Below are 25,648 nucleotides of genomic sequence, written 5' to 3'. Positions count from 1 at the left end.
TGTCCCCGAAATCTGCATGGCACTGATCGCTTTCTCGGCCGAGCTTCCCTTCACGGCCCTGATGAACAAGCTGTTTGGCGGCGTGGCCCTGGCCGTGATGGAGCAAGTGGGCGTGCATGCGCACGACCCGGCGCATCCCATCCCGAACTGGATGGCGATGCAATTCCTGGTGGCGGGCGTGCTGATCCTGTTCTTCGCGTTTCTGCGCGCACGGCTCTCGGTGGAGACTCCGGGCGGATGGCAGCATTTGATCGAGGCCGTGCACGGGTTCATCCAGAACCAGAGCCGGGAGATCATCGGACATCACAGCGAGCGCTTCACGCCGTTCCTGATGGCGCTGGGACTGTTCATCTTCACCTGCAACATGCTGGGGCTGGTGCCGGGGTTTGAGTCGCCGACCGCGAATCCTTCGGTACCTCTGGGCTGCGCCGTGTGCGCGTTCGTCTATTACAACTGGCAGGGGATCCGGAAGCAGGGCGTGCTGCACTACGCGGCGCACTTTGCGGGACCGATGCCGATGCTGGCGCCGTTGATGGTGCCGATTGAGATCATCAGCCACCTGGCGAGGATGCTGTCGCTGACCATCCGCTTGTTCGCGAACATCTTTGCAGGCGACATGGTGACGCTGGTGTTCTTCTCGCTGGTGCCGGTGGGCATCCCGGTGGTGTTCAACATGCTGCACGTAGGCGTGTCGTTCCTGCAGTCGTTCATTTTCGTCCTGCTGACGACGGTGTACCTGGCGGGCGCCGTCGCCGAAGAGCACTGATCGCATTCATACCGGCTTGTTGGCCGCGAGCGTGAGGGCGTCTGCACGAGGATGGCGCCAACCACCCACTGGCGGCAATTCATCGGAAGGAGAAGCAACATGAGGAAACTGATGTATGTGTTCATCGGGCTGGCGTTGGTGACGTTGGCGACGCCGGCGTTCGCGCAGGAAGCAGGAGGCGCGGGCGGCGGCATGGGAACGGCCAACTGGGTGGCCATCACGTCCGGGTTCGCCATGGCCATCGCATCGGCAGTGTGCGGGCTGGCGCAGGCGAAGGCCACGGCGGCAGCCTGCGAGGGGCTGGCGCGGAATCCGGCGGCACGGCCGGGAATCCAGTTGGCGCTGATCCTGGGACTGGCGCTGATCGAGTCGCTGGCGCTGTATACGCTGGTCATCATCTTCGCCAAAGTCAGCTAGGCGAAGCGGAACAAGTTCGGCCACCGGTCGCGGGAGCGGTCGGTGGCCTTTGTGTTTGCGAAAGCGCTGCGTGTCCGGTGGGCGCGGTGGGCGGTGGTGACTACAATAGGCGCGATGGCGGCGGCGCTGGAGTTCGAGGGAGTCACGAAGGAGTATCGGGGCTTTTTCGGGAGGAAGTCTGTGCGTGCGCTGGACGATTTCTCCCTGCGCGTGGAGCAGGGCGAGATTTTCGGATTCCTCGGCCCGAATGGAGCAGGGAAGACCACCGCCATGCACCTGGCGATGGGATTCATGCGTCCGACCGCAGGCGAGGGACGAATGCTGGGAAGACCATTCGGCGATGCGGCAACGCGAAAGCGCGTGGGCTTTTTGGCGGAGCACGTGGCGCTGTATCACCGTCCGGCGGAAAAGCTGGTGCGGTTCTACGGGAAGCTCAATGGATTGCGCGATCCCGGGTTGCAGCGGAGGGCGCGTGAGGCGTTGGAGGCCGTGGGGCTGGCGGAGGAAGCGGACCGCAACGTGGGGCGCTTTTCACGCGGGATGCTGCAACGCGTGGGGCTGGCGCAGGCGCTGGTGAATGATCCGGAACTGCTGCTGCTGGATGAGCCGACGGCGGCGCTCGATCCGCTGGCGCGCATCGCGGTGCGGGAGCTGCTGCTGGCAGCACAGGCCGCGGGGAAGACCGTGTTTCTGAGTTCGCACCTGCTGTCTGAGGTCGAATTGATCTCGACGCGGGTGGCCATCCTGCACCAGGGAAGAGTGCGGAGGACGGGCACGGTGCGCGAGCTGCTGGAAGCGCGCGCGGAGAGCGAGGTCGTGGCCCGAGGCATCGATGTCGTCGCGTTCAGTGGCACGGCCGCAGGAGACGGGCTGGTGACGTTTTCCGTCCCGGCAGAGGAGCAGCGGAAAGCGATCGAGCGAGTGTGGGCGGCGGGCGGCGAAGTGGTGAGCGTGAATCCGGTGCGGAAGACGCTGGAGGAGATATTCGTCGAACTGACGAGAGAAGAGTGAAGGGCAAGTAGGAACTTTGAACTACGAACTAAGAACCAAGAACCTATGACCTTGAACCTGAGACCTGAGACCTGAGACCTGAGACCTGAGACCTGTGGTGCCTATCTTCCTCATTGCGGGAAACCTGGTGCGCGAGCAGCGCTGGCCGATGCTGTTCCTGGTGTTGTGGTCGGGCGTGGTGGCGCTGGCCTTCACCTGGGGTGAAGAGGAACTGATCCAGAACGACTTCGTCTTCCTACTCGGACAAGAAGCGTTGTATGCGGTAGCCTTCGCCACGTTCGTGGCCGCATTCAGCGTGCACAATGAACGGCGCTCCCGGCGGATCCTGGCCGTGCTCTCGAAAGCGATCGAACGCCGGCAATACTTGGCGGGGATGCTCCTGGGCGTGCTGCTGTGCTGCGCGGCGTACTGCGTTTCCATCGGGCTGAGTGCGCTGTGGATCACCCGCAAGATGGACTTTCCCGCCTGGCAATTCGTCCTGCTGACCAGCGTGCTGGTGATGACGTGCGCGGTGGCGGCGGCGATCGCACTGTTCTTTGCCACCTTCCTTGACCCGCTGCCTGCGACGGCGGCCACGGCATTGCTGATCGCGGCGCCCGCGGCCCTGGAGCGCCTGTTGGGAGCAGGCTGGGCCAACGCCATCCCGGTGTATTCGCTGAGCGCGGCGGCGATGCGCTTCTCCTATGATCCAGCGTGGAACCCGGGGTGGGGCGGACTCGGCGTTGCGGTGGTGCAGACGGTCGTGTTCTGGGTGGCGGCGTCGTGGGTGTTTGAGAGAAGGGATATTGCCGTGGCGGTGGAATAGCTCGCTGAAGGAGCGCCGCTCAGCACTCAGCCATTAGCGATAAGCGACAAGCAATAAGCGATAAGCCAACAGCCAAAACCCCAAAAACGAAAATCAGAAGCGCAGGATGTCGGCGGCGGAACGGGCGGCGAAGTCCAGAACGCGGCCGGGCAGGATGCCGAGGTAGAGCGTCGCGGCGGCCGTGAGGGTGAGGACGGCGGCCAGCGGCGCCGGGATGGTCAGAGCGGGCATTTCTTCGCGCGGGTCGCGCATGTACATCACCACGATCAACCGCAGGTAGTAGTAGGCCGCGATGGCGCTGTTCACCAGGCCGATGACGGTGAGCCACACCAGATTCGCCTTGAGGGCGGCGGCGAAGACGTAGAACTTGGCGAAGAAGCCCCCGGTAGCCGGGATGCCGATGAGCGAGAGCAGGAATAGGGTGAGGGCGGCAGCCAGAACGGGCGAGCGCCGGCCGAGTCCGGCATAGTCGTCGACGGAGACGTAGCGCTCGCCGGCGCCAGCCAGGTGGCTGACCACGGCGAAGGCGCCTACGTTCATGAAGGCATAGGCGGCGGTATAGAAGAGCACGGCGCGGACGCCGAGGTCAGGGGCGGCGCCGAACGCCACCAGCAGATAGCCGGCGTGAGCGATGGAGGAGTAGCCGAGCAGTCGCTTCACGTTGTTCTGCACCAGCGCGCCCAGGTTGCCGATGGTCATGGTGAGGGCGGCGGAGAGCCAGATGAGCCAGAACCAGCCCGGGGCACCGGTCGTGAGCAGGATGCGAGCCAGCACCGCGAAGGCCGCGGCCTTGGGCGCGGTGGACATGAAGGCCACGACCGGCGCGGGCGCGCCTTCGTAGACGTCGGGCGTCCAGATGTGGAAGGGCGCCGACGCGACTTTGAATCCCAATCCCACGAACATGAGCGCCACGGCAACGTAGGCAAGCGTGGGCACGTGCTCGACCTTCAGCGAAGCCGCGATGGCCGGGATGTAGGTGGAGCCGGTAGCGCCGAACATCAGCGCCACGCCATAGAGGAAGAAGGCGGTGGCGAAGGAGCCGAGCAGGAAATACTTGAGCGAGGACTCGGCGCTGGAGGCGACGCGGCGCCGGAAGCCGGCCAGAATGTAGGTGGAGATGGAGGAAATCTCCAGCGCGATGAAAATGAGCACCAGTTCCATGGCCGAGGACATCAACTGCATGCCCACGGCCCCCAGCAGCACCAGCCCGTAAAATTCGCCCGCGCGAATCTGCTCAGTCTCGAGGTAATCGAGCGAAGAGAGGATGACGAGCGTCGCGATGCCGGCAATGAGGAAGTGGAAGAACACGCTGAAGGCATCCACCTCGACCATGCCGAAGAAGCCAGGCCCGGGCGAAGCCGACTGGTAGACGCTGCCGACCAGAGAGAGCAATGCGCCGACCAGCGCCAGCAAGCCCAAGGGGCGGCGGCTGCGCCCGGCGGGCAGCAGTGGCTCGGCCATCATCACGGCGACGCCAAAGACAGTCAGAGCCAGTTCCGGCAGGATGGCGATGTAGTCCGACGCGCCCAACGAGAAGGCAGGGCTCTCGAACAGGGCGAAGGCGGCGGTCGGCATCATGGCGTCAGCACCTGCAACAACGCGGGCATCAGGGGAGCGAGCACGGCCTGGACGGCAGGATCGATGGCGCGCATCCAGTAGAGCGGAGCGACGCCCATGACCAGTGCCACCAGTGCCAGGGGCCAGAGAGAGAAGCGCTCACGCAGGTCGAGGTCCGAAAGGGAGCGGTTCACCTCCGAGGTGACCTGACCATAGAAGACACGCTGATACATCCAGAGCATGTAGCAGGCGCTCCAGATGACTCCGGTGGCGGCGAACACGCCCCAAGCGGTCTCAGCCTGGAAAGCGCCGAGCAGCACCAGGAACTCGCCGATGAATCCGTTGAGCAGCGGCAACCCGATGGAAGACAGAGTGATTACCAGGAAGAGCATGGCGTAGGCGGGCATGGGCGTGGCCAGGCCGCCGAACTCCCGGATCTCGAAGGTATGGCGGCGCTCGTAGAGCATGCCCACCAGCATGAAGAGAGCGCCGGTCGAGACGCCGTGGTTGAGCATCTGGTAGACGGCACCGTCGGCGCCCACCTGGGTGAAGCTGAAGATGCCGAGCACCACAAAGCCAAGGTGGCTGACCGAGGAGTAGGCCACCAGCTTTTTCAGGTTGGGCTGCACCATGGCGACCAGCGCGCCGTAAATGATGCCGATGATGGCCAGGGCGGCGATCCAACCGGCGTGCTCGCGTGACTGCGCCGGGAACAGGCCGACGTTAAAGCGCAGCAGGCCGTAGGTGCCCATCTTGAGCAGGACGCCGGCCAGCAGAACGGAGCCGGCAGTGGGCGCTTCCACGTGCGCGTCCGGCAGCCAGGTGTGGACAGGGAAGAGCGGGACTTTCACGGCGAAGGCTACAAAGAACCCGAGGAAAAGCCACTCGGCCGCGGTCCAGATGTTGGGAATCTGCTCGCGGTGGATGGCCTGCTGGATGGTGGCGTAGTCGAAGCTGCCGGTCTGCGCGTAGAGCCAGATGATGGCAGCCAGCATGAAGACCGAGGCCACGGCGGTGTACAGGAAAAACTTCACGGCGGCGTAGACCCGGCGCTCGTGGCCGTACATGCCGATGAGCAGCGCCATGGGAATGAGGACGGCTTCCCAGAAGAAATAAAAGAGGAAGAGGTCGAGCGCCAGGAAGACGCCGATCATGGCGGTCTCGAGCACGAGCAACAGCACGAAAAACTCTTTCACTCGCTCGTAGACCGACTTCCAGGAGACCAGCACGCACAGAGGCGTGAGAAACGTGGTGAGGACAACCAGCCAGACCGAGATACCATCCACACCGAGGTGGTAATGGATGTTGGGGCTCGGGATCCAGGGGAGGTCGACTTCGAACTGGAAGCCCTTACGCGCGGCGTCGAAGCTGGCCGGCAGATGGAGCGAGAGCACAAAAGTCACCAGGGAGATGAGCAGGGAAGCCCGGCGAAGCAGTTCGTCGCGGCGCGGCAGCAGGGCAAGGAGCAGCGCGCCCGCGAGCGGGGCGAACGTGACGAGCGTCAAAATGTGGGCGTCGAAGTTCATCGTCAGCTAGTCCGGCGGCTCGCCGCGAATGGCCCTGGAAAATAATATTGTTGACATCGCATAACGATATATGAAGAATTATATTTCATATGCCGGAAGGAGATTGTATGAAGGAAGTGAAGCACATGCCTCGCGGCGTAGCTCACCGGATCATGGAGCGCGCGGCCGCAATCGGGCGCGGCCGCCTGGTGCTGGTGATTCGAGACGGAAAACCGTCGCGCGTCTATGGCGAAGCGGAGTACGAGAAACGCAAGGCGCTCACCAAGGAAGTGAAGCCCTGGGAGCGTCGCAAGCGCAAGGTAGCAGCCGACCCGCTGGGTGCGATTGACGGCACCGTGCTGGGGCCAATCCGCCGCGAAGACATCTACGAATAGCCGGGGCCGATGATGCGGGCGCTGCTGGATTCCAACGTGCTGATTCATGCCGCGTACCGGCACTCTCCGTTGCATTCCATTGCGGCCGAGTTGTTGGCTCGCGGCCTGCGTGAGCGGAGACTCTACTGCATCGCTCCACAGAACCTGGTGGAGTTCGCGGCGGTGGTGAGCCGCGCCAAATTCGTCTCGCCGCCGTTGCCTCCTTCCGAGCTTGTGCGCATCGGTGACCTGTTGTATCGGTCCAGGCGTCTGGCAAAGATCTACCCGAATCGGGGGACCGTGATCCGTGCCATCCGCGAAGGTTCCGCCCTCGGAATCAGCGGTCCCACGTGGTACGACTTGTTTCTGGCGGTGACCATGCGGGACGCCGGTGTGCGTGAGATCATTACGGAAAACGTCCAAGACTTCAGCCGAATCCCGTTTGTGAACGCAAGGCATCCCCGGGATGTCCCGTAGAGCGTACTCGCTGATCCGCAGGTATCTCATCGCACCCCCAACCAGACCATGTAGACGAGGATGAGCGCGGCGCCGCCCACGACCCATCCGGCGTAGGAGCGCAGGTTGCCGGACTGCATGCGGCGAAAGGCTCCGGAAACGCTGCGCGCTCCGGAGGCGAGGGCGTTGACGGAGTCGTCGATGAGGGCGACATCGATGCCGCGCCACAGGACGTTGGTCGAGCCCTCCACGACGGGGCGAACGAACATGGCGTCGTAGCCTTCGTCCACATAGTACTTGCCAGCCACGGCGCGATAGAGCGCGGCCACAGAAGCCGTGATTCGCCCCGGGAGTCCGGGACTTTTCCAGTAGAGAAGCCAGGCGAGGAAGAAGCCGATGGCGCCGGCCAGCACGGAGAGCAACGTCAAGCCGCGCTCGAGCGTGACTTCGTCCCCGTGCCCTCCGGGCATCTCAGGCAAGCCGGCTGAAAATACCGGTTCCAGGAACTTCTCGAAATAGCTATGACCGCCGAGCGCATGCGGCACGCCGACGTATCCGCCGATCACGGAGAGCACCGCCAGCACCACGAGCGGGGCCAGCATGACCCAGGGGCTCTCGTGAATGCCGTGGCCATGTTCAACCTGCGAATCATGACCGTGCGATGACGGCGTGGCGCGCAGCTCTCCGAAGAAGGTCATGAACCACAGGCGGAACATATAAAAAGAGGTCAGGCCGGCGGTGAAGAACGCGACGCCCCAGAGGATGGGACTGCCGAAGGGGCTGGAGTAGGCGCGCCACAGGATCTCGTCCTTGGAGAAGAAACCGCTGAGGAAAGGCGCGCCGGCGATGGCGAGCGTGGCCACGGTCATCACGGCGAAGGTCCAGGGAACGTGCCTGCGCAGGCCGCCCATCCGGCGCATGTCCTGCTCGCCGGAAAGAGCGTGGATGACGCTTCCGGCCCCGAGGAACAGCAGCGCCTTGAAAAAGGCGTGGGTCATCAAGTGGAAGATGGCGGCGGAATAAGCTGCGACGCCACAAGCCAGGAACATGTAGCCGAGTTGCGAGATAGTGGAATAAGCCAGGACACGTTTGATGTCGAACTGGGCCATGCCGATAGTGGCGGCGAAGAGTGCGGTGAGGCAGCCGACGATGGCCACCACCATCAGAGCTTCCGGCGAGCGGCTGAAGATGGCGTTGGAACGCGCCACCATGTAGACGCCCGCGGTGACCATGGTGGCGGCGTGGATGAGCGCAGAGACCGGCGTAGGACCTTCCATCGCGTCCGGCAGCCAGACGTAAAGCGGTAACTGCGCCGACTTGCCGCAAGCGCCCATCATCAAGAGCAGCGCAATGGCGGTAAGCACGCCGGGGGCTGTCTCGATGCCCAAACGGGCGGCGGCGGGAAAGACCTCGTTGAACTGGAGTGAGCCAAAGGTCTTCACCATGAGGAACATGCCCAGCAGGAATCCGAAGTCGCCGATGCGGTTGACGATGAACGCCTTCTTCCCCGCGGAGGCGGCTGAATCCTTCTGGAACCAGAAACCGATCAGCAGATACGACGCCAGGCCGACGCCTTCCCAGCCGACGAACATGAACAGATAGTTGTCTGCCAGCACCAGCGTAAGCATGAAGAACAGGAAGAGGTTCAGATAGCTGAAGAAGCGGTAATAGCCGCCGTCACCCGCCATGTATCCGACGGAATAGACGTGGATGAGGAAGCCCACGCCCGTCACCACCAGGATCATAACGAGCGAGAGCTGGTCGAGGTAGAAGGCGAAGTTGGCGCGGAAGGCGCCGGCCTGCAGCCAGGCGGCGAGGGTTTCCGTATAGGGAATTTGCTCGGGCCGAAGCTGGTTGAACGCCCCCGCAACGCGCAGCGACCATGCGAACGAAGCGCCCGAGGCCGCCAGGGCCACAGCAGTGACGGTGCGGCCGGAGAAGCGGCGGCCGAACAAGCCGTTGATCAGAGCGCCGGCGAGCGGCAGCAACGGGATGAGCCAGAGGTTCATAGCTTCAGCAGGTTCACCCGATCGGCATTGAGCGTTTGGCGGGTGCGGAAGACCGCGATGATGATGGCCAGGCCTACGGCCGCTTCCGCTGCCGCCACCACCATCACAAAGAAGACGAACACGTGCCCGCTCAACGCCTTCCACTGCGTGGCAAACGCCACGAAGGAAAGGTTGACGGCGTTGAGCATCAGCTCAATGGACATGAACAGGGTGATGATGTTGCGTTTGAGCAGGAAGCCGGCAGCTCCCAGCCCGAACAGGATGGCGCTCAGCACCAGGTACCAGGAGATGGGGACCATTACGGCTCCCTCCGGGCCAGCACGACCGCGCCCATGATGGCCACCAGGATCAGCACTGAGGTCACCTCAAAGGGCAGCAGGAAATCGCGGAAGAGCAGGCGGGCGACATCCTGCGTGGAGCCCAGGAACTCGCCCAGACGGACGGGCAAGGAGTGCCCGTGGCGAGTAACGACCCAGGCCAGCAGGACGACAAAGAGTGCGGCGGCGGGATAGCCGAAGCGCGCCGCCACGCGGCTGCCGTCGGTGCGCTCCTCCTCGCCGGCGTTCAGCAGCATGATGGTGAAGACGAACAACACCATGATGGCGCCGGCGTAGACGATGACCTGGACGGCGGCAACGAACTCTGCGCCCAGCATGAGATAGAGCACAGAAAGCGAGACCATCACCACGATGAGCGACAGAGCGCTGTTGATGGGATGGCGCTGCGCCAGGAGGTTGATTGCACCCGCTACGGCGATGAGGGCGAAGATGAGGAACAGCGCCTGATGCAGCATCTCAGCCTCTCCACGCCACGATGAGGCCGGTGGCCATCACGTTGAACAATGCCAAGGGCAACAGAACCTTCCAGCCGAAGGCCATCAACTGGTCGTAGCGGAAACGCGGCAGCGTTCCGCGGATCCAGATGTACAGGAAGATGAAGAAAAACACCTTGACGACGAACCACAGCAACGGCAAGACCGCCTGCAATGCCGGCGGTCCGAAAACCGGGCCGTGCCATCCGCCGAAGAACAGCAGGGTGGCCACGCAGCTTACGGTGAACATGTTGATGTACTCGGCCATGAAAAACATGGCGAACTTCATGGCGCTGTACTCGGTGTGATAGCCGGCCACGAGTTCGGTCTCGCTCTCCGGAAGGTCAAACGGGATACGGTTGGTTTCGGCGAAGGCCGCGGTCAGATAGATGAAGAAGCCGAGCGCCTGGGGAAAAATGTTCCAGCGGGGGAGGAAGCCGAACCACGTGCCCGCCTGCGCGTCCACGATCTCGCGCAAGCTGAGCGTACCGGAGAGAATGAGCACGCCGACCAGGGACAGGCCGAGCGAGAGCTCGTAGCTGATCATCTGGGCGCTGGCGCGCAGCGAGCCGAGCAGCGAATACTTGGAGTTGGACGACCAGCCGGCGAGCGCCACGCCGTAGACGCCGACCGAGGTCACGCCCAGCAAGAAAAGCAGGCCGATGTTGACGTCAGTGATCTGGAGCGGCGTCTCGATGCCGAGGCGGGGAAGTCGAACGCGTTCGCCGACCGGAATCACCGCAATCGCCATCAGTGCCACCGTGAGCGAGAGCATGGGCGCAAGCACGTACAGCGGCTTATAAACGTTCGCGGGGATCAGGTCTTCCTTGAAGATGAACTTCAAGCCGTCGGCCAGCGGCTGCAGCAGGCCGAAAGGACCGACGCGCGTGGGTCCCCAGCGGTTCTGGATGCGGGCCACCAGCTTGCGCTCCAGCAGGACGGTATAGGCAACCGCCGTCAATAGGATCACGAAGAAGATCACTGTCTTGCCCAGGCTGAGCGCGATGTAGGTCTTCCAGTCCATGCGTCCTTAATGGATACGGCCGGCCGGGTTCAGTCGGCGGCCTCCTCTCGCGCTGCGCGGCGCGGGTTCTCGATCACGGAGTTCAGCGTGCGCGAATAGCGGCCCAGCGTGCCCGAGGTAAACAGCGAGTCGGCCGCGGGCACGATAAGGCCGGACCGGCTCAGGCCTGCGGCGCCGCGCTCGGCGGAATCAAGATGTATATCGTTGCCGGCGAGCAGGTTAGCGCGCGAGAAGGCGTAGCCGGGGACGAGGCGCTGGATCTCGTCGAGGATCGCAGCGGGATCGAGCGGGCTGAGCCTGGGCTCGAGGCCGTGTGCGCGCAGCCAGACGCCGTGGCGGTCGGCTTCGCCGGATTGAGCTCCGCGGGACTGTCCCATGTCGGCACGCATCCCTTCGCCAGGCGCCACAGGTACGAGACGGCGAACGTCGAATCCCATGCGGTCCGCCAGACGTACGATGAGCTCAAAGTCGGGCTTGGCGCCGGCGAAATCGCCTGCCTTGCTGAGCGCCTGCAAGTCGCCGCAGGTGTTCGTGAACGTTCCCGATTTCTCATAGGCGCAGGCCGCGGGAAGGACAACGTCGGCGAGCAGCGCCGTCTCCGTGAGAAACATCTCCTGCACGACGGTAAAGGTGTTGCGCAGCACGAAGGGATCGATCTGAAAGCGAGCGACGGGGTTCGCGCCGACCACGTAGAGCGCTTTCAGTGTGCCCGCGCCCGCGGCTTCCGCCATCTCCGGGATGGCAAGACCGGAAGCGGGCGGCAGGGCAGCGCCCCATTCGTCGGCAAAGCGGCCCGGTGTCGAGACCGGGGCGTAGCCGGGGAGCAGATCGGGATAAAGGCCGAGGTCGGCAGCGCCGCGGGAGTTGGCGTAGTCCGCCAAACAGACGAACTTGGCGCCGGGAATGGAAGCGCCGAAGCGAACCAGGGAAGCGATGGCGTCGCCGCGAATCTCTGCACCAAAGATGATGACCAGTCCAGATTCGGCGCGCAGCTTGTTGCGCAGGGAGTGCAGGTCGTCGCGCGTGGTGGAGGTGGCGAGCAGCGAGTCGGCTGCGGAGTCATCGCCGGAAAGGAATGCTGCGAAGCGGCCTTCGGAGCCGGGAGGAATCACCGTGAAGCTTGCCGCCTGGCGGCGCAGCTTGATTTCCGCGGCATTCACCACGTGCAGCCGGCCGCGATGCAGGCGCACATTGGTGCGAATGTTCCAGGCGAGCAGAGGGTGCTGCTCCGTGGGGTCGCCGCCGATGAGCAGGATGGCAGCCGCGTGCAGGACGTCGCGCATGGAGGCGCTTGCGCCGGAACGGCCAGCCAGGGCTGCCGCGAACGCCGGGAAGTCCGCCGTGCGGTGATGGTCGATGTGGTTGGTGCCCAGCACCAGGCGGGCGAACTTTTGCAGCAGGTAGTTCTCCTCGTTGGTGGTGCGCGTGGAGCCGATTACGCCGATGGCGGCGCCGCCGTCGGAGTCCCGGATTTCACGCAGGCGTCGGGCAGCGGTATCGAGAGCCTCATCCCAGGAAACGGGTTTCAGGTGGCCGTCCTTGCGGACCAGGGGCTGGCGGAGTCGGTCGTCGTGCTGCACGAAGTCGAAGGCGTAGCGGCCCTTGATGCAGAGGAAGTCGCCGTTGATGCCGCTCTTGTCGCGGTTGTCGCCGCGCACGATCTCGAGTCCGGTGGAAGCGCGGCGCACGCCGAGCGTGGTCTTGCAGCCGTCGCCGCAATGAGTGCAGATGGTTCCGACGTGCTGCATCTCCCAGGGGCGGGTCTTGTAGCGGTAGGCGCCGGAGGTGAGTGCGCCGACGGGGCAGATGTCGATGCACATGCCGCATTCTTCGCACTCCAAGTGGTCGCCTTGGTTGGGAGCGATGACGGAATGGACGCCACGATTCTGCACGCCCAGCGCCCACACGTCCATGCCCTCACCGCATACGCGCACACAGCGGTAGCAGAGAATGCAGCGCGGGCGGTCAAAAAACACCACCGGCGACCACTGCTGCTCTTCCTTGTGGAGCTTGGCCTCCATGTAGCGCGATTCGGCAGCGCCGTACTTGAAGGTCATGTCCTGCAGCTCGCATTCGCCACCGGCGTCGCAGACCGGACAGTCAAGCGGATGGTTGCCGAGCAGCAGCTCGAGCATCGACTTGCGCGCCTGATGCACCTTCTCGCTGTCGGTTGTGACGACCATGCCTTCAGTGACCACCACGGTGCAGGCGGTCTGCAGCTTGGGCATCTTCTCAATCTCGACCAGGCACATGCGACACGCGGCCTGCAGCGAAAGGCCGGGGTAGTAGCAGAAGGAGGGCACCTCGATGCCTACCTTCTTACAGGCCTCGATGAGCAGCGTCCCCGCCGGGGCGGTGAGCTTGTGGCCGTCGACCGTGAGAGTGACGTCAGGCATTCTGATTGGGTAATTGGGAAATCTGGTAATTGGGAAATTGACGGCGACGACCGGCGGGTTTTCCAATTACCAAATTACGCAATTACGAAATGTCTCAATGGCTCATGACCGGTAACTGCTCTACGACTCCTTCCCCATATGGGCACGGTCGCCCTTCAAGATGCTCTTCAAATTCCTTCCGAAACTTCTTGACGATGGAGATGATAGGCATGGCGGCAGCATCGCCGAGCGGGCAGAACGTGCGGCCCAGCATGTTCTCGGCCAGGTACTGGATGTTGTCGATGTCCTTGCGCAAGCCCCCGCCGGCGTGGAAGCGGGTGAAGGTTTTCTTGAGCCAGTCCGTGCCCTCGCGGCACGGGATGCACCAGCCGCAGCTTTCGTGCTGATAGAAACCGATGATGCGCTGCGCGAACTTGACCATGCAGGTGGCGTCGTCGACCACCACCACGCCGCCGGAACCCAGGAAGGTGCCGATCTTGGCCAATGAGTCGAAGTCCATGGCCACGTCGATTTCCTCGGCGGTAAGGATGGGCGTCGACGAACCGCCCGGCACCACGGCCTTGACCCTTCGGCCGTTGGGGACACCGCCCGCGACCTCGTGAATCATCTTCTTCAGGTTGTAGCCGAGCGGCAGTTCGTAGACGCCCGGCCGGTTGACATGGCCGCTGAGGCAGAAGAGTCGAGTGCCACCGTTCTTGGGCGTGCCCAGGTCGGCGTACCACTTGCCTCCGCCCAGAATGATATGTGGTACTGAGGCCAGCGTCTCCACATTGTTGATGACCGTAGGACCGCCCCAGAGTCCCACCACAGCCGGGAAGGGAGGCCGTATGCGCGGGATGCCGCGCTTGCCTTCAAGCGATTCCATGAGCGCGGACTCTTCGCCCACTTCGTACGCGCCGGCGCCGGTGTGCCAGTACACTTGGAAGTCCCGGCCGCTGCCGAAGATGTTCGTGCCGATAAAGCCGCGGGCCCGCGCCTCGGCCAGAGCCCTGCGCAGGATGTCGACCAGATAGCGATACTCACCGCGAATGTAGATGTAGCCAACCTTGGCGCCGACGGCCAGGCCGGCAATGATCACGCCTTCAATCACCGCGTGCGGATCATGCTCCAGGATCAGGCGGTCCTTGCAGGTGCCGGGCTCGCTTTCATCACCGTTGCACAGCACGTATTTGGGCTTGGGAGACTCTTTGGGGACGAAGGACCACTTCAGCCCCGCAGGAAAACCGGCGCCGCCGCGGCCTCGCAGGTTGGAGTCTTTGACCTCGCCGATGATGGCGTCCGGCGTCATGGAGAGGGCCTTCTGTACGGCCTTGTAGCCATCCAGCTCCAGGTAGCGGTCGAGCGCGGCCGCGCCCTGGCCGAAGCGCTTGCTCACGACCTTGACTTCGTCGGCATGTCCAACCAGGTCCGCCACCTATTGCGCTCCCTCCTTGCGGCAATCCTCGAGAACTTTATCGACCTTCTCCGTCGTGAGATTCTCGTGAAAGTCGTAGTTCACCTGCATGGCAGGCGCCCAACTGCAGGCGCCGATGCATTCCACTTCTTCGAGCGAAAAGAGTCCGTCCGGTGTCGTCTGCTTGTGGCCGATACCGAGCCGGCTCTTGCAGTGCTCGAAGATGCCTTCGGCTCCGCGCAGCATGCAGGAGATATTGGTGCAGACCTGCAGGTTGTACCTGCCGCGCGGCTTGGTGGTAAGCATGCTGTAGTAGCTGATGACGTTGCGGATCTCGAGCTCCGTCAGGCCGGTCTTGTTGGCCAGGTACGTGACAGCTTCGTCGGTCACGTAACCCAGTTCGTCTTGTGTGTACAACAACATGGGGACAAGGAAGGAGCGGCGCGTCGGGTACTCCCGCATTTTCTCGTCGAAGAACCTGTCGAGCTGCTCTGAAACGGGGATCATCGATCGATCTCTCCCAGCACGATATCGATGCTCCCGATGGCGGCGACCACATCCGCGATCAGTTTACCCTCGCACATCCTGGGCAACGCCTGCAGGTTGGCGTAGGATGGCGAGCGCATGTGGACGCGGTGGGGCTTGGCGGTGCCGTCGGACACGACGTAGTAGCCCATCTCGCCGCGCGGCGACTCGATCGCCTGGTACACCTCGCCCGCCGGCACGGCGAAGCCTTCGGTTACGATCTTGAAGTGGTAGATGAGCGCCTCCATCTGCGTCTTCATCTTTTCGCGATCGGGCAGGACGACCTTGGGAGCATCGGCTTTGACCGGGCCTTCCGGCATGCCGTCCAAGGCCTGGCGCACGATGCCGATGGATTCGCGCAACTCCTGCACACGGACCAGATAGCGGGCATAGACGTCGCCCTCCTGCGACACCGGCACTTTGAACTGGAAGCGGTCGTAAGCGGAATAGGGCATGTCGCGGCGCAGGTCGATATCCACGCCGCTGGCGCGCAGGGAAGGGCCGGTCACGCCCAGCGCGACCGCATCCTCGGCGGAGAGATGCGCAACGCCCCGGGTCCTTTCGATCCAGATGCGATTGCCGGTGAGCAGGGCTTCGTATTCATCCACGCGCGAGGGAAAAAGGTCAGCGAAGCGGCGCACGCGTTCGAAGAAGCCAAGGGGCGGTTCCAGGGCCAGCCCACCGATGCGGAAGTAGGAGGTCATCATGCGCTGGCCGCTGACCATCTCGAACAGGCGCAGGATGTCTTCGCGCTCACGGAAGCAGTAGAGGAACACGGTCATGGCGCCGATATCGAGCGCGTGTGTGCCCAACCAGACGAGGTGGGAGGCGATGCGCGAGAGTTCGTTGAGCATCACGCGCATCCATTGCGCGCGCGGCGGAGGCTCCAGGCCGAGCAGCTTCTCGACCGCCAGCACGTAGCACAGGTTGTTGGTCAGCGGGCAGAGGTAGTCGATGCGGTCGGTGAGCACCACCACCTGCTGGTAGAACTTGGCTTCGGCGGTCTTCTCGATGCCGGTGTGCAGGTAGCCGATGTCGGGCATCATGCGGACGACGTTTTCGCCCTCGATCTCCAGCACCAGCCGCAGGACGCCGTGCGTCGAAGGGTGCTGCGGCCCCATGTTGAGGACCAGCGTGCCCTCGTGTCCCGGAGTGAGCGTGGGGGCAGTCGCCACGGCTAACGGTACCCCTCGACGGGATAATCCTTGCGCAGCGGGTGTCCCTGCCAGTCTTCCGGCATCATGATGCGGCGCAGGTCGGGATGCCCCAGGAAGCGGACGCCGAACAGGTCGAACACCTCGCGCTCGAAGAAGTTGGCCGAGGGCCACACCGAAGTGACGGACTCGACGCAGGCATCGTCCTCCGCCAGGCGTACCTTCAGGCGTACCCGGGCGCGGCGCGGGATGGAGAGCAGGTGATAGACCACGTCGAAGCGCGGCTCGCGGGGATACCAGTCCACGCAGGTCAGGTCAGAGAGAAAGTTGAAGCGAAGGCTGGCATCGTCACGCAGCAGCAAACAAGCTTCGCGGATAGTGGGAGCGCGGAGCTCGATGGTCAGCTCGCTGCGATCAAGTTTCGCGCCGGTCACGGCGTCGGGGCGCCAGGCGAGCAACTGGGCGATGGGAGCTTCGGCGCGAAGCTGCTCAAGGTGCGTGATGGCCGGTGCGATGGCCATGTCAGAAATCGCTCCCGCGGGCGCCGGACCAGTCCAGGACTCCCTTCTTCCATATATAGAAGAATCCGGCGAGCACAATGCCGATGTACACCAGCATCTCCGCGAAACCGAACAATCCCAGCTCGCGGGCGATGACCGCCCAGGGGAAGAGGAAGATAACCTCGACGTCGAACAGGATGAACAGCATGGCGACAAGATAAAACTTCACCGAGAAGCGACTGCGGGCATCGCCTACCGGGTCCATGCCGCACTCGTAGGCCTGGGACTTGACCTTACTGGGCCGGCGCCAGCCGATGAGGTGGGAAAGCAGCACCATCCCGGCCGCCAGAGCCGCGGCGACCAGCAGATGCAGCAGTAGCGGCAGGTAGCGGGCGAAGTAGTTGTCCGGCATGGGAGAGCGTGTATATAATGCGCGCCGTTCTCAAACCGCTAAACATTCGACTATAGAGTTCGCATTTCGGAGTGTCAAGCTTGCGCGGATCAGTGCGGCTCGCTGCAAAAGCGTGCGCCGGCGGCCGAAAGGCGGGTGCGCAATGATCTTCGGGTTCAACACCGACGTCAAGCACGGCGATACCGTCTATCACGTCCAGAGCGAAGCCCGCCAGGTCGAACTCCTGCTGCAGACTCAGGTCTTCGTCAAGGGGCAGTGCATCGGGAAGCGCGCCGCGTCCTATGCCGGTCATGCCCTCCGGCCGGATTTTTCCGAAGAGCAGATGCACGAGATGCTCAAGTCGCAGCATCGTCTGGTGCTGGAGGCCATCAAGGAAGGCAAGGCGGCGCTGGTGGTCGCGCAGGAGCGCGACATCCAGGATGTCGATGGCAGCGGCCTGGCCATGCGATGGGTGGATGCGAGTGCGCCGGAGGCCAACGGCACCCTGCGCATGAAGCTGTTGGTCACCGATGACGGCGCTCCCGTGTCAGGGGCGCGCGTGGCCGCCAAATTGTCACTGGATGCGCAAGCTCCAGTCGTGGCACAGGGAACAACCGACAGCTCGGGAAGCGCTGAACTCAATGTTCCCATGACACCCGATGCCGGCAAGGATTCGGGAGTGCTGGTGCGTGCCGTCTGGGAAGGTAAGTCCGCAACGCGGAAGTTCCGGGTCAAACGATAGTCTTGGTCCATCAACCTCGCCGCTCTGAGTACAATCCCAGTTGAGCCGATGAAACTGCACATCAATGGCGAGGAGCGCGTGGCATCCCTGCCATCGCCCACCGTGGCCGGCCTGGTGGAGCACCTCGGCCTCAAGGCGGACCGCGTGGCGGTGGAGTTGAATCGTGAGATTGTGCCGCGCGACCAGTGGGGGGCCACGCCGCTGGCCGACGGCGACCGGCTGGAGATCGTGCACTTCGTCGGCGGCGGATAGGCCCGCAAACGCCGATCCGCGGCCTCCCTGCACAACCGCTCCGGGCAATCTTTCCCACGCTGTTAGTCACGGCGATACCGCAGGCCGCGATTCCGCTTGACAGGCGACATTCTGGGCCTAGAATGTTCGAAACAATTCGGCAGTTGCGCGTTTCAAACAAAAGTTGTCGCGAATGAACCAGGGATACACGTCGAAGCAAGTGGAGGCACTCACCGGCATCACGCTGCGCCAGTTACAGTGGTGGGACGAGCAGGGAATCGTGGCGCCGGCGCGTGACGGGCGCCGCCGGTTGTACTCGATGGACGACCTGGCTGCCGTGGCTGTGATCGCTGAGCTGCGCGACAAGGGCTTCAGCCTGCAGCGGGTGCGCAAGGTAGTGCGCATGTTGCAGCGGGAGTTCGGCCGCAGTCTGGTGGACGCGGTCTCGGTCCGGTCCGACTGTCACCTGCTGACCGACGGGCGCCGCGTCTACGTGGAGGATTCGGCGCACCGGGTGGTGGACATCCTCAAGAGTGCGCGCCAGCCCATTTTCGCCGTCTGCCTGACCGACACCGTGCGCCGCCTGCGCAGTGACGTGCGCGGACGCAAGCGTCCGGTGCGGGCGGCGGGAATGCGGAGGGCGCGATCGCGGAGGCTGGCGTCATGAAGGCAGATCCCAAGCTATCGCACGGCAAGGCAACAAAGGCCCTTGGGACGTGCGTTCCCATGGTTGCCGAACTGAGCGTCCTCACCGAGTGGATTCCCGAGCAGATGGAGCCCGGCACCGTGTTCGTGCTGGAGAACGCTGGGGAAGTAGGCGAGAACGAGGATCCCTACTGGGCGGTGCTGGCCTGCCCCTCGTGCGGCACGCTGGGACTGATCACACGGCGGCAGGTGGCCGGGCTGATCCCGGTCCTGTGCGGCTCCAGTCAATGTTCCGCGCACTTTGTTCTGCGCGATGAGAGTGTGTTGCCGCGCAAGCCAAACTGAAAGGTTTCTCCCCCAGAGCTGAAGGGCGCGGCCTTAGCCGCGCCCTGTTTTTCTTGCCCCAGCGCCATCTAGTCCGTGCCCGGCACGACTTGCGACCGCCCAGGCACGGGTACGGGCACCTGCTCCACGACCCGCATGCCAAATCCCTCCAGGGCCACGAGCTTGCGGGGGTGATTGGTGAGCAGGCGCAAGGAATGAATGCCCAGGTCAGAAAGGATCTGGGCTCCTATACCTACCTCGCGTTGGGTCTTGCGCTGGTGGTCCGGCAATTCGGGCTGTCGGACTTCGCGATGGAAGGCAAGCGCGGGACGATCGGCCACGCGCTCAACGGAAAAGCCCTTGGAGGTCTGATGCAGATAGATGAGGGCGCCTCGGCCTTCGGCGGCAATCATCTCCATGGAACGCTCGATGACGGCCTGGCAATCGCACCAGGTGGCGCCGAAGACGTCGCCCACCAGGCAGTGGGAATGCATGCGCACCAGCACCGGGTCGTCGCCGGCCTTTTCCACCTCGCCGCGGATCAGGGCGACGTGCGACTCACGGTCGATCTCGCTCTCATAGGCGATCATGCGAAAGTCGCCGAAGCGGGTGGGCAGCAGGGCCTCGCCGATGCGGCGCACGAAGCGCTCATGCCGCAGCCGGTAGCGAATGAGGTCGGCCACAGTCATCATCTTCAGGTTGTGCTCGCGGCAGAATTCGATAAGGTCCGGCACCCGCGCCATGGTGCCGTCTTCCTTCATGATCTCGCAGATGATGCCGGCGGGCACCAGCCCCGCTAGGCGCGCCAGATCCACGGAGGCCTCGGTCTGGCCGGCACGCACCAGCACGCCACCCTTGCGTGCCCGCAGCGGGAACACGTGGCCGGGCCGAGCCAGGTCTGCGGGGCGAGTGGCGGGATCGATGGCCACGCGAATGGTGCGCGCCCGGTCATAAGCGGAGATGCCGGTGGTGATGCCGGTGCGCGCGTCGATGGCTTCACAAAAAGCCGTGCCATAGGTGGCGGTGTTTTCCGCCGTCATGGGACCGATCCGCAGGTGGTCGAGGCGCTCTTCAGTGAGGGCCAGGCAGACCAGCCCCCGCCCGTACTTGGCCATGAAGTTGATGGCTCCAGCGGTGACCCTTTCTGCGGCCAGGGTGAGGTCGCCTTCGTTCTCGCGGTCCTCGTCGTCCACGACTACGACCATGCGGCCGTTGCGGATTTCTTCGATACAGCTCTCAACGTCGCTGAAGGGTGGGCTTGTCATCCGTGTACCGTTGTCATTCTAACAAACAGGCCGTTGGGCGGTCCGCGGGCGATTCCGCTAGGCGCCCGGATGGAAGAATCGGATTGCGGCGAACACTCCGGCAGCCACGGCCGCGGAGGCGGGGATGGTGAAGATCCACGCCCAGATGATGCGTCCTGCTACGCCCCATCGCACCGACGAGACGCGGTGCACCGCGCCGACTCCCACAATGGCGCCGGTGATGGTGTGCGTGGTCGAGACCGGGATGCCGGCCAGAGCGGTACCGAACAGGGTGACAGCGCCAGCGGTCTCTGCGCAGAATCCGCCCACCGGCTTGAGCTTGGTGATGCGCTGGCCCATGGTGCGCACGATGCGCCACCCGCCGAAGTACGTCCCTAGGGCGATGGCGAAGTGCGCAGAGAGGATGATGGGCCAGTGCAGCGCGCCCCAGTCGGCCGCCACGTCGGCCTGGCTCATGTAGCCGCCGGTGAACAGGGCGCCGGCGATGATGCCCATGGTCTTCTGCGCGTCGTTGCCGCCGTGTCCCAGGCTGTAGGCGGCGGCGGAGAGAAGCTGCAGGCGGCGGAACCAGCCGTCCACCTGCTGCGGCGAGCGGTGGCGCAGCAACCAGTAGGTGGCCACCATGAGTAGGAGGCCAACGCTCAGTCCAATGAGCGGCGCCAGGAAGATGAACAGGACCGTCTTGTACCAGCCCTCGATCAGGATCACGTCAATGCCGCCGCGGGCGATGGCTGCACCGGCATAGCCTCCGATAAGGGCGTGCGACGAAGAGGTCGGCAGGCCCCACCACCACGTGACCAAGTCCCAGACGATAGCCCCGATCAACCCGGCGAGTACTACGAACCCAGTGACCTCGTCCAGGCGGATCATCCCCTTGCCGATGGTCTTGGCTACGGCGGTGCCGAGAAAAAACGCGGCGGCGAAGTTGAAGAATGCGGCCCACAGAACGGCGACGCGTGGCGAGAGGACGCGGGTGGACACCACGGTGGCAATACTGTTGGCGGCGTCGTGAAAGCCGTTGATGAAGTCAAAGCCAAGAGCGACCAGAACCGTCGCCACGGTGAGGAGCAGCGTGCTGTCCACGGTCAGGTCCTCGCCGAAGTGGGGTAAGAACCGTGGACCATCAGGCGCTCTTCAGCACCACGCTTTCCAGCACATTGGCCACGTCTTCGGCCCGGTCGGTGGCGGTTTCGAGGACTTCGTAGAGTTCCTTGATCTTGATCAGTCGGATGGGGTCCCGTTCCTCATCGAACAGCCTGCCGATGCCGGCCCGCGCCAGCCGGTCCGCCTCATTTTCCAGGCGGTTGATTTCCACGCAGTGGTCCAGCACGTGGTTGTGCTTCTCCAGCATGACCACAGCCTTGGAGATCTGCTCGCTCTGCAAAACGATGATGCGCGCCAGCTCGCCGGCTTCGGGCGGCGCCTGCGTGATCTTGTACATCAGAATGCGTTCGCCGGCGGCGTAGATCAGGTCCAGGACGTCATCCAGGCTGCTGGCCAGCCGGTGAATGTCCTCGCGGTCGAAGGGAGTGATGAAAGTCTGGTTCAGCTTGACCAGGATGGAGTGCGTCATCTCGTCGCCGCGGTGCTCGATCCCCTTGAGGGCTTGGACACGGCCCTCCACGTCCCGGAAGTCGGCCAAAAGTTCGGTGAGCAAGCGGGCGCCCTCGGTGAGGTTGCCGGACATGTCGGCGAACATGTCGAAGAACTTTGTCTCACGGGGAATGATGCGGACCATGCTGTGCCTGGAGGGTCTCCAGTTTTTGGGATTGCGGAACGAATCGAGCCGCTTACTATCGCATGCGGGAAGAAGAACGTCAAACCCACAACAAGGCTTCACCCCGGCCCGAATGTAAAAGGCCATCCCGAAGGATGGCCTTGGGCGAAACCTTGCCGGAAACGCTTACAGGGTGGACTCGATCTCGAATCCCCACGCCTGCAGCAGCGTCTCGGGGATGAACTTGGAGTTCTTGTTCTTGCGCGCCCACTCACGCAGGCGGGTGGAGCGGAGGTATTGCTCCGGCTCGAGCTTGAATTCCTTGACGACCTGCTCAAACTCAGTCACCGTGGGAATCACCGGGCCGATCGGCTCCGGCTTGCCCCAGTTGGGATTTCCGCGACGCTTTGCCATTGAAGTTGCTTACCTGCCTCGTATCAGTGATTTGAACTTGCCAGAATTGCTACCTGATTGGATTGTCATTCGCTGAATCGCGATTCATCCACGATTGCAGATTCTTCCCGAACCGGAAGGAGCCTCTTCTTGAGTCCTGGGAAACTGCCAGTATACGCGCTTTTCGCCGGAAGTTCAACAGATAAATGTAACCCATTGATTTAGCAATACTTACGTGAAACGGTGTGAACACGCTTCCGGTAGCTGACCTATCTCTGACCGGCAATCCGGCGTCGAGTTGCCACGTCCCCCGGAGCCCTGCGCCGCGCGGGCTTCTTCGGTTCGAGGGCGAGCACATCCTCCACTAAAGCGCGCAGCAGTTCAGCCACGCTCCAGGCCTGGGCGAAACAGCCGCGGGGCCGGTGGGGCGGTTCGGCGTCGAAGATTTCCGGTACCTGACCGAGTCCGCCCCCTTCCAGGTTCTGCCGGAAGCCTTGGAGCCAGGCCATGGCCTGCTTGCGGGACTTTGCAGTGCCGCCGTTGGTCTTGGTGTACGCCGTGAGGAATGGACCCATCAGCCAGGGCCAAACCGTCCCCTGGTGATATGCGGAGTCGCGGCTGAACGGGTCGCCTTCATAGCGCGGGCGATACTGCGGATCCTTCGGTGACAAGCTGCGCAGCCCCACGGGAGTGAGCAGTTCCCGTTCCACCACCTCGAGCATCTGCCGTGCCTTGTCGCGTGGCAGCATCGAGTAGGGAAGGCTTGCAGCAAGCACCTGGTTGGGACGGATGGACGCGTCGCGCTGGTTCCCGTTCACAACATCGTAGAGGCATCCGGCGGATTCATTCCAGAAAAGACGGTTAAAGCTATCATTCGCCTTCGCCGCCATGCCGCCGTAACGTCGGGCAGTTTCCGGGTCGTTGAACTGGCGGGCAAACTCTTCCATGACGCGCAGCGCGTTGTACCACAAAGCCTGGATTTCGACCGGCTTGCCGTGCCGTAGTGTGACTACCCAGTCGCCAATCTTGGCGTCCATCCACGTGAGCTGTACGCCGGGAACGCCGGAGGCAAGTAGACCATCTTCATCCATGCGGATGCCATAGCGTGTGCCGCGGACGTGCCATTCGATGATGTCCGCGAGCACAGGGTAGAGCTGTTCGCGGACGAGGGCGGCGTCCCCCGAATAGGCCAGATACGCGCGAATCGCCTCGAAAAACCACAGGGTAGCATCCACAGTGTTGTACTCGGGTGTTTCGCCGGCATCGGGAAAACGGTTGGGCAGCATGCCCTGATCCACGTGGCGGGCGAACTCCACCAGGATGCCGCGGGCCACGTCGGTGCGCCCGGTCATGAGGGTCAGGCCCGGCAGCGCAATCATGGTGTCCCGTCCCCAGTCGCTGAACCACGGATAACCGGCGATGATCGTGCTACCCTCGCCACGGCCGACAATGTACTGATCCGCAGCGGCTACGAGTTGGCGGACCAGTTCGTCATCGGCCGGAGCCCGGGAGAGAACCGCGTTGCGGCGAACGATCTCGCGCTGGCGGTAGATGCCTGCATCGCCGGCGGTGCGCGGCTCCGTGGAGGCGATCACCTTGGCGCCTGCGCGGCCACCGAGGTCGAACCGCAGCCGCATCGGGCTGAAGAGGTCTTCCTGGAAATCCAGCCCTCGTTCGCGTTCCACGGCGTATTCAAAGTTGTAGAACCAGTCGCCGGAGGGATCGAGCTCCGCGGCATCGTGGGCGATGTAGAGCGTCGGGATACCTTCGTACGGCCGTATGGCCGCCAGTCCCGGCTGCGCTTCCACGCTGCGGTTCAGGGCCTCGTTGGCGTGCGTGGTGCTGTGGTAGTCGCGGAAGGCGATCAGCGGCCGGACCTCGAGCCCCACGCCTGCGAGCGGGCGTTTCGAACGCACGGCATATTCAATCACCACGGTGTTCTCGCCATGGACCATGAAGACCGCTTTCTCGATTTCGATACCATCGATCTCGTACGTAAAGACGGGGAAAGGGTCGAGCCGGAACTGCCTCAGGTAGCGAAATCCCTGGGGGTGGACCACGCCCGGGTACTGATTGGCGGAAAGATCGAAGCGTTGCCCGTCGAGGACCAGCGTTTCTTCCAACTTGGAAAGCAGCACTATGCGGCCAACCGGTGGATGGGTGGCGGCAGTCAGCAGGCCGTGGTAGCGGCGCGTATTGAGCCCAACGATGGTCGAGCAAGAGAAACCGCCCAGGCCATTCGTTTCCAGCCATTCGCGCTTGAGCGCCTGGCCGAGGTCGCCGCAGGTTTCCGGACCGAAGCGGATCATCGCTGTTCCTGCAGCTTGCGCAGCATGAAGCCCGCATACCAGGTGGGCCAGTCGTCGTCGCGATGCCCCAGGGTGCGCTCATAAGCGCCATGCGCTTTTTCCGCCTCGCGCAGGAGCTGTGCAAGTTGTTCCTGGGTGAGTTCTCTGACCGTCATCACTCTCTCCTAGGCCAAACGCGCCTCGGCCTTGCCGCAGCCGGGGCAGGTATGCGTCTCCTCGATCAAGCCTCCGAGGGCGGGGTCCATCCTCTTCATCTCTTGCGGAGTCGAGGGATAGACCAGCTTTTCGGCGTGGTGATTCATCTCCATGTTGCATTCCGGGCAGATCATCTTGGACTTGGCGGCCATAGCGTTCTCCTACTCAAGAGCGATGTTCTCGCGCCCGTGGCGGAGCGTCTTGGCCATCCAGATGAGCTCGCCCAGGAACTTGTCGGCGCGGCGGTAGTAGGCCTCGTCGAGCAGCTTGCCGGTCTCGTCGAACGTCTTCGCGACGGTGCCGAAGTTCAGGTCCCAGAAGATGGCAACCAAGCCTAGCTCACGCAGAACGGGCAAAAAACTCTGGATGCCGCGTGCCCCGCCGAACGGTCCGGCAGAAACGCCCGCGATGCCAGCAGGTTTGTGGATGTATTCCTTCAGGCAGGAATCGAGCACGTGCTTGAGCAGCCCGGGAAAGCTGTGGTTGTACTCGGGGGAGACGATTACCAGGCCGTCGGCGCGGTTCATCTTCTCCGAGAAGCCGGCGTCTTTGATGGCTTCACCAGCGTCGTCCACTGGCAGGGGCAGCTCGGCGATATCGATTACCTCCGAAGTCACGCCCTTGCGCTTGAGCAGTTCGCCGTGGACGAATCGCGCGACGTGCGCGCTCATGCGCCCCTTGCGTGTGGTGCCCAGGATGACCGGGATGTACAGCGGTCGTTCTTCCATGGCTT

Annotated in this window: 30 protein-coding genes; 10 read left to right on the top strand and 20 right to left on the bottom strand. The window is 63.4% G+C overall.

Annotated elements, in window-relative coordinates:
- Positions 1 to 16: 16 nt before the first annotated feature.
- The 4 genes from atpB to VNK82_08265 all read left to right on the top strand — a co-directional run bounded on the left by atpB (position 17) and on the right by VNK82_08265 (position 2,999).
- Entirely contained in the window at positions 17 to 766 is a 750-nt protein-coding gene (gene atpB / locus VNK82_08280; protein ID HXE90943.1) for a F0F1 ATP synthase subunit A, read from the top strand.
- Between the two features lie 99 nt (positions 767 to 865).
- A complete protein-coding gene (locus tag VNK82_08275; GenBank protein ID HXE90942.1) occupies positions 866 to 1,183 on the top strand; it encodes an ATP synthase F0 subunit C in 318 nt (105 codons plus the stop codon).
- Between the two features lie 114 nt (positions 1,184 to 1,297).
- Complete coding sequence (locus VNK82_08270) at positions 1,298 to 2,194, top strand: ABC transporter ATP-binding protein (GenBank protein ID HXE90941.1); 897 nt, start codon at positions 1,298 to 1,300, stop codon at positions 2,192 to 2,194.
- A 97-nt stretch (positions 2,195 to 2,291) separates the two neighbouring features.
- On the top strand, positions 2,292 to 2,999 hold the full coding sequence (locus VNK82_08265; GenBank protein ID HXE90940.1) for a hypothetical protein: 708 nt from the start codon (positions 2,292 to 2,294) through the stop codon (positions 2,997 to 2,999).
- 93 nt (positions 3,000 to 3,092) lie between these two features.
- Here VNK82_08265 and VNK82_08260 read toward each other — a convergent pair whose 3' ends face one another.
- On the bottom strand, positions 3,093 to 4,577 hold the full coding sequence (locus VNK82_08260) for an NADH-quinone oxidoreductase subunit N (GenBank protein ID HXE90939.1): 1,485 nt from the start codon (positions 4,575 to 4,577) through the stop codon (positions 3,093 to 3,095).
- Positions 4,574 to 6,082 (bottom strand): NADH-quinone oxidoreductase subunit M, encoded by a 1,509-nt coding sequence (locus VNK82_08255; protein ID HXE90938.1) that lies wholly within the window; start codon positions 6,080 to 6,082, stop codon positions 4,574 to 4,576. Before VNK82_08255 ends, VNK82_08260 begins: the two co-directional genes overlap by 4 nt.
- Positions 6,083 to 6,189: 107 nt before the next feature.
- Here VNK82_08255 and VNK82_08250 point away from each other — a divergent pair, with 107 nt between their 5' ends.
- A complete protein-coding gene (locus tag VNK82_08250) occupies positions 6,190 to 6,456 on the top strand; it encodes a hypothetical protein (GenBank protein HXE90937.1) in 267 nt (88 codons plus the stop codon).
- Between the two features lie 9 nt (positions 6,457 to 6,465).
- On the top strand, positions 6,466 to 6,912 hold the full coding sequence (locus VNK82_08245) for a type II toxin-antitoxin system VapC family toxin (GenBank protein ID HXE90936.1): 447 nt from the start codon (positions 6,466 to 6,468) through the stop codon (positions 6,910 to 6,912).
- Positions 6,913 to 6,938: 26 nt separating this feature from the next.
- Here VNK82_08245 and nuoL read toward each other — a convergent pair whose 3' ends face one another.
- The 10 genes from nuoL to VNK82_08195 all read right to left on the bottom strand — a co-directional run bounded on the left by nuoL (position 6,939) and on the right by VNK82_08195 (position 17,115).
- Positions 6,939 to 8,900 carry an NADH-quinone oxidoreductase subunit L gene (gene nuoL, locus VNK82_08240; protein HXE90935.1) on the bottom strand — a complete coding sequence of 654 codons (1,962 nt, stop codon included), beginning with the start codon at positions 8,898 to 8,900 and terminating at the stop codon, positions 6,939 to 6,941.
- Entirely contained in the window at positions 8,897 to 9,199 is a 303-nt protein-coding gene (gene nuoK / locus VNK82_08235) for an NADH-quinone oxidoreductase subunit NuoK (protein HXE90934.1), read from the bottom strand. Before nuoK ends, nuoL begins: the two co-directional genes overlap by 4 nt.
- Positions 9,199 to 9,693 carry an NADH-quinone oxidoreductase subunit J gene (locus VNK82_08230; protein HXE90933.1) on the bottom strand — a complete coding sequence of 165 codons (495 nt, stop codon included), beginning with the start codon at positions 9,691 to 9,693 and terminating at the stop codon, positions 9,199 to 9,201. The genes nuoK and VNK82_08230 overlap by 1 nt, the downstream gene beginning before the upstream one ends.
- 1 nt (position 9,694) lies before the next feature.
- A complete protein-coding gene (gene nuoH, locus VNK82_08225; GenBank protein HXE90932.1) occupies positions 9,695 to 10,735 on the bottom strand; it encodes an NADH-quinone oxidoreductase subunit NuoH in 1,041 nt (346 codons plus the stop codon).
- 29 nt (positions 10,736 to 10,764) lie between these two features.
- Positions 10,765 to 13,131, bottom strand: a complete 2,367-nt coding sequence (nuoG, locus tag VNK82_08220; GenBank protein HXE90931.1) for an NADH-quinone oxidoreductase subunit NuoG — start codon at positions 13,129 to 13,131, stop codon at positions 10,765 to 10,767.
- 94 nt (positions 13,132 to 13,225) lie between these two features.
- Complete coding sequence (nuoF, locus tag VNK82_08215; protein HXE90930.1) at positions 13,226 to 14,545, bottom strand: NADH-quinone oxidoreductase subunit NuoF; 1,320 nt, start codon at positions 14,543 to 14,545, stop codon at positions 13,226 to 13,228.
- Positions 14,546 to 15,031: an NAD(P)H-dependent oxidoreductase subunit E gene (locus VNK82_08210; GenBank protein ID HXE90929.1), complete on the bottom strand. Its 486-nt coding sequence runs from the start codon at positions 15,029 to 15,031 to the stop codon at positions 14,546 to 14,548.
- Positions 15,028 to 16,224 (bottom strand): NADH dehydrogenase (quinone) subunit D, encoded by a 1,197-nt coding sequence (nuoD, locus tag VNK82_08205; GenBank protein ID HXE90928.1) that lies wholly within the window; start codon positions 16,222 to 16,224, stop codon positions 15,028 to 15,030. Before nuoD ends, VNK82_08210 begins: the two co-directional genes overlap by 4 nt.
- A 2-nt stretch (positions 16,225 to 16,226) precedes the next feature.
- A complete protein-coding gene (locus VNK82_08200) occupies positions 16,227 to 16,724 on the bottom strand; it encodes an NADH-quinone oxidoreductase subunit C (protein ID HXE90927.1) in 498 nt (165 codons plus the stop codon).
- 1 nt (position 16,725) lies between these two features.
- Positions 16,726 to 17,115, bottom strand: a complete 390-nt coding sequence (locus tag VNK82_08195) for an NADH-quinone oxidoreductase subunit A (protein ID HXE90926.1) — start codon at positions 17,113 to 17,115, stop codon at positions 16,726 to 16,728.
- A gap of 142 nt (positions 17,116 to 17,257) precedes the next feature.
- Here VNK82_08195 and VNK82_08190 point away from each other — a divergent pair, with 142 nt between their 5' ends.
- The 4 genes from VNK82_08190 to VNK82_08175 all read left to right on the top strand — a co-directional run bounded on the left by VNK82_08190 (position 17,258) and on the right by VNK82_08175 (position 19,057).
- Positions 17,258 to 17,836 (top strand): hypothetical protein, encoded by a 579-nt coding sequence (locus tag VNK82_08190; GenBank protein HXE90925.1) that lies wholly within the window; start codon positions 17,258 to 17,260, stop codon positions 17,834 to 17,836.
- A gap of 48 nt (positions 17,837 to 17,884) precedes the next feature.
- Positions 17,885 to 18,088, top strand: a complete 204-nt coding sequence (thiS, locus tag VNK82_08185; GenBank protein ID HXE90924.1) for a sulfur carrier protein ThiS — start codon at positions 17,885 to 17,887, stop codon at positions 18,086 to 18,088.
- A gap of 172 nt (positions 18,089 to 18,260) precedes the next feature.
- On the top strand, positions 18,261 to 18,734 hold the full coding sequence (locus VNK82_08180) for a MerR family transcriptional regulator (GenBank protein ID HXE90923.1): 474 nt from the start codon (positions 18,261 to 18,263) through the stop codon (positions 18,732 to 18,734).
- A 59-nt stretch (positions 18,735 to 18,793) separates the two neighbouring features.
- Entirely contained in the window at positions 18,794 to 19,057 is a 264-nt protein-coding gene (locus tag VNK82_08175; GenBank protein ID HXE90922.1) for a hypothetical protein, read from the top strand.
- Between the two features lie 68 nt (positions 19,058 to 19,125).
- Here the strand turns inward: VNK82_08175 and ribB are convergent, their stop codons facing one another.
- From ribB to VNK82_08135, 8 genes are all read right to left on the bottom strand, one after another.
- Positions 19,126 to 20,301: a 3,4-dihydroxy-2-butanone-4-phosphate synthase gene (gene ribB / locus VNK82_08170; protein ID HXE90921.1), complete on the bottom strand. Its 1,176-nt coding sequence runs from the start codon at positions 20,299 to 20,301 to the stop codon at positions 19,126 to 19,128.
- Positions 20,302 to 20,358: 57 nt separating this feature from the next.
- The gene (locus VNK82_08165; GenBank protein HXE90920.1) at positions 20,359 to 21,384 is read right to left on the bottom strand and encodes an inorganic phosphate transporter; all 1,026 of its coding nucleotides are present in this window, start codon (positions 21,382 to 21,384) and stop codon (positions 20,359 to 20,361) included.
- 40 nt (positions 21,385 to 21,424) lie between these two features.
- Positions 21,425 to 22,039, bottom strand: a complete 615-nt coding sequence (locus tag VNK82_08160) for a DUF47 family protein (protein ID HXE90919.1) — start codon at positions 22,037 to 22,039, stop codon at positions 21,425 to 21,427.
- Between the two features lie 165 nt (positions 22,040 to 22,204).
- Positions 22,205 to 22,432: a hypothetical protein gene (locus tag VNK82_08155; GenBank protein HXE90918.1), complete on the bottom strand. Its 228-nt coding sequence runs from the start codon at positions 22,430 to 22,432 to the stop codon at positions 22,205 to 22,207.
- A gap of 248 nt (positions 22,433 to 22,680) precedes the next feature.
- The gene (locus tag VNK82_08150; GenBank protein HXE90917.1) at positions 22,681 to 24,720 is read right to left on the bottom strand and encodes an amylo-alpha-1,6-glucosidase; all 2,040 of its coding nucleotides are present in this window, start codon (positions 24,718 to 24,720) and stop codon (positions 22,681 to 22,683) included.
- Entirely contained in the window at positions 24,717 to 24,875 is a 159-nt protein-coding gene (locus VNK82_08145) for a hypothetical protein (protein HXE90916.1), read from the bottom strand. The genes VNK82_08150 and VNK82_08145 overlap by 4 nt, the downstream gene beginning before the upstream one ends.
- A gap of 9 nt (positions 24,876 to 24,884) precedes the next feature.
- A complete protein-coding gene (locus VNK82_08140) occupies positions 24,885 to 25,067 on the bottom strand; it encodes a hypothetical protein (protein ID HXE90915.1) in 183 nt (60 codons plus the stop codon).
- Positions 25,068 to 25,076: 9 nt separating this feature from the next.
- Positions 25,077 to 25,643: an NADPH-dependent FMN reductase gene (locus VNK82_08135; GenBank protein HXE90914.1), complete on the bottom strand. Its 567-nt coding sequence runs from the start codon at positions 25,641 to 25,643 to the stop codon at positions 25,077 to 25,079.
- Between the last annotated feature and the right edge of the window lie 5 nt (positions 25,644 to 25,648).

This window comes from Terriglobales bacterium (assembly GCA_035573675.1).
In the GTDB taxonomy this organism is placed as follows: Bacteria; Acidobacteriota; Terriglobia; order Terriglobales; family Acidobacteriaceae; genus DATMAB01.
The sequence above is the reverse complement of the archived record's forward strand: the minus strand, read 5'-3'. Positions and strand labels throughout refer to the sequence as shown.

What these genes read in the sequence shown, in the direction of transcription:
- atpB (HXE90943.1), top strand. Translation starts at nt 17, where the DNA reads ATGGCACTGATCGCTTTCTCGGCCGAGCTTCCCTTCACGGCCCTGATG.
- VNK82_08275 (HXE90942.1), top strand. Translation starts at nt 866, where the DNA reads ATGAGGAAACTGATGTATGTGTTCATCGGGCTGGCGTTGGTGACGTTG.
- VNK82_08270 (HXE90941.1), top strand. Translation starts at nt 1,298, where the DNA reads ATGGCGGCGGCGCTGGAGTTCGAGGGAGTCACGAAGGAGTATCGGGGC.
- VNK82_08260 (HXE90939.1), bottom strand. Translation starts at nt 4,577, where the DNA reads ATGATGCCGACCGCCGCCTTCGCCCTGTTCGAGAGCCCTGCCTTCTCG.
- VNK82_08255 (HXE90938.1), bottom strand. Translation starts at nt 6,082, where the DNA reads ATGAACTTCGACGCCCACATTTTGACGCTCGTCACGTTCGCCCCGCTC.
- VNK82_08250 (HXE90937.1), top strand. Translation starts at nt 6,190, where the DNA reads ATGAAGGAAGTGAAGCACATGCCTCGCGGCGTAGCTCACCGGATCATG.
- VNK82_08245 (HXE90936.1), top strand. Translation starts at nt 6,466, where the DNA reads ATGATGCGGGCGCTGCTGGATTCCAACGTGCTGATTCATGCCGCGTAC.
- nuoL (HXE90935.1), bottom strand. Translation starts at nt 8,900, where the DNA reads ATGAACCTCTGGCTCATCCCGTTGCTGCCGCTCGCCGGCGCTCTGATC.
- nuoK (HXE90934.1), bottom strand. Translation starts at nt 9,199, where the DNA reads ATGGTCCCCATCTCCTGGTACCTGGTGCTGAGCGCCATCCTGTTCGGG.
- VNK82_08230 (HXE90933.1), bottom strand. Translation starts at nt 9,693, where the DNA reads ATGCTGCATCAGGCGCTGTTCCTCATCTTCGCCCTCATCGCCGTAGCG.
- nuoH (HXE90932.1), bottom strand. Translation starts at nt 10,735, where the DNA reads ATGGACTGGAAGACCTACATCGCGCTCAGCCTGGGCAAGACAGTGATC.
- nuoG (HXE90931.1), bottom strand. Translation starts at nt 13,131, where the DNA reads ATGCCTGACGTCACTCTCACGGTCGACGGCCACAAGCTCACCGCCCCG.
- VNK82_08210 (HXE90929.1), bottom strand. Translation starts at nt 15,031, where the DNA reads ATGATCCCCGTTTCAGAGCAGCTCGACAGGTTCTTCGACGAGAAAATG.
- VNK82_08200 (HXE90927.1), bottom strand. Translation starts at nt 16,724, where the DNA reads ATGGCCATCGCACCGGCCATCACGCACCTTGAGCAGCTTCGCGCCGAA.
- VNK82_08195 (HXE90926.1), bottom strand. Translation starts at nt 17,115, where the DNA reads ATGCCGGACAACTACTTCGCCCGCTACCTGCCGCTACTGCTGCATCTG.
- VNK82_08190 (HXE90925.1), top strand. Translation starts at nt 17,258, where the DNA reads ATGATCTTCGGGTTCAACACCGACGTCAAGCACGGCGATACCGTCTAT.
- thiS (HXE90924.1), top strand. Translation starts at nt 17,885, where the DNA reads ATGAAACTGCACATCAATGGCGAGGAGCGCGTGGCATCCCTGCCATCG.
- VNK82_08180 (HXE90923.1), top strand. Translation starts at nt 18,261, where the DNA reads ATGAACCAGGGATACACGTCGAAGCAAGTGGAGGCACTCACCGGCATC.
- VNK82_08175 (HXE90922.1), top strand. Translation starts at nt 18,794, where the DNA reads ATGGTTGCCGAACTGAGCGTCCTCACCGAGTGGATTCCCGAGCAGATG.
- ribB (HXE90921.1), bottom strand. Translation starts at nt 20,301, where the DNA reads ATGACAAGCCCACCCTTCAGCGACGTTGAGAGCTGTATCGAAGAAATC.
- VNK82_08160 (HXE90919.1), bottom strand. Translation starts at nt 22,039, where the DNA reads ATGGTCCGCATCATTCCCCGTGAGACAAAGTTCTTCGACATGTTCGCC.
- VNK82_08155 (HXE90918.1), bottom strand. Translation starts at nt 22,432, where the DNA reads ATGGCAAAGCGTCGCGGAAATCCCAACTGGGGCAAGCCGGAGCCGATC.
- VNK82_08150 (HXE90917.1), bottom strand. Translation starts at nt 24,720, where the DNA reads ATGATCCGCTTCGGTCCGGAAACCTGCGGCGACCTCGGCCAGGCGCTC.
- VNK82_08145 (HXE90916.1), bottom strand. Translation starts at nt 24,875, where the DNA reads ATGACGGTCAGAGAACTCACCCAGGAACAACTTGCACAGCTCCTGCGC.
- VNK82_08140 (HXE90915.1), bottom strand. Translation starts at nt 25,067, where the DNA reads ATGGCCGCCAAGTCCAAGATGATCTGCCCGGAATGCAACATGGAGATG.
- VNK82_08135 (HXE90914.1), bottom strand. Translation starts at nt 25,643, where the DNA reads ATGGAAGAACGACCGCTGTACATCCCGGTCATCCTGGGCACCACACGC.